The organism is Amycolatopsis sp. lyj-109 (assembly GCF_046548995.1).
Lineage (GTDB): Bacteria > Actinomycetota > Actinomycetes > Mycobacteriales > Pseudonocardiaceae > Amycolatopsis.
Map to the genome: position 1 here is coordinate 1 of NZ_JAJPWR010000062.1, position 1,563 is coordinate 1,563.

The 1,563-nt window shown below is 54.7% G+C and carries 1 rRNA gene; it reads left to right on the forward strand.

Features of this window, described 5'->3' with window-relative positions:
* A 23S ribosomal RNA gene (locus ACLJQF_RS48815) occupies positions 1 to 1,498 on the forward strand; the annotation flags it as partial.
* Positions 1,499 to 1,563: the final 65 nt, after the last annotated feature.

Consider the following 1,563-nt stretch of genomic DNA (forward strand, 5'->3'; position numbering starts at 1 on the left):
GTAGTAGTCAAGCGATGGGGTGACGCAGGAAGGTAGCTCCGCCAGGCGATGGTTGTCCTGGTGTAAGCGTGTAGGCCGGAACATAGGCAAATCCGTGTTCCATGAGGCTGAGACGTGATGCGTAGCCGTTTGAGGCGAAGTAGAGTGATCCTATGCTGCCGAGAAAAGCCTCTAGTGAGTGCATGCACGGCCCGTACCCCAAACCAACACAGGTGGTCAGGTAGAGAATACCAAGGCGATCGGGTGAACTGTGGTTAAGGAACTCGGCAAAATGCCCCCGTAACTTCGGGAGAAGGGGGGCCAAACATCCTGAAGCTTCTTGCAAGCTAGGGGTGGGTGGCCGCAGAGACCAGCGGAAAGCGACTGTTTACTAAAAACACAGGTCCATGCGAAGTCGCAAGACGATGTATATGGACTGACGCCTGCCCGGTGCTGGAACGTTAAGAGGACCGGTTAATCCCTTCGGGGGTGAAGCTGAGAATTTAAGCGCCAGTAAACGGCGGTGGTAACTATAACCATCCTAAGGTAGCGAAATTCCTTGTCGGGTAAGTTCCGACCTGCACGAATGGCGTAACGACTTTCCGGCTGTCTCAACCACAGGCCCGGCGAAATTGCACTACGAGTAAAGATGCTCGTTACGCGCGGCAGGACGGAAAGACCCCGGGACCTTTACTATAGTTTGGTATTGGTTTTCGGTTCGGCTTGTGTAGGATAGGTGGGAGACTGTGAAGCGGCAACGCTAGTTGTTGTGGAGTCGTTGTTGAAATACCACTCTGGTCGAATTGGGAATCTGAACCTCGGGCCATGATCTGGTTCAGGGACAGTGCCTGATGGGTAGTTTAACTGGGGCGGTTGCCTCCTAAAGAGTAACGGAGGCGCCCAAAGGTTCCCTCAGCCTGGTTGGCAATCAGGTGTTGAGTGCAAGTGCACAAGGGAGCTTGACTGTGAGACAGACATGTCGAGCAGGGACGAAAGTCGGGACTAGTGATCCGGCACCACCTGGTGGAAGGGGTGTCGCTCAACGGATAAAAGGTACCCCGGGGATAACAGGCTGATCTTGCCCAAGAGTCCATATCGACGGCATGGTTTGGCACCTCGATGTCGGCTCGTCGCATCCTGGGGCCGGAGTAGGTCCCAAGGGTTGGGCTGTTCGCCCATTAAAGCGGCACGCGAGCTGGGTTTAGAACGTCGTGAGACAGTTCGGTCCCTATCCGCCGCGCGCGTAGGATACTTGAGGAAGGCTGTCCCTAGTACGAGAGGACCGGGACGGACGAACCTCTGGTGTGCCAGTTGTTCTGCCAAGGGCATGGCTGGTTGGCCACGTTCGGAAGGGATAACCGCTGAAGGCATCTAAGCGGGAAGCCTGTTCCAAGATGAGGTATCCCACCCCTTTGTGGGTTAAGGCCCCCAACAGACCATTGGGTTGATAGGCCAGAAATGGAAGCACAGTAATGTGTTGTCGAGTTGACTGGTACTAATAGGCCGAGGACTTGTCTACAAAGATGTTACGCATCCACTCTACGGTTCTGAAACACCACACCAGCACATGGTGTGTGTTGTTTC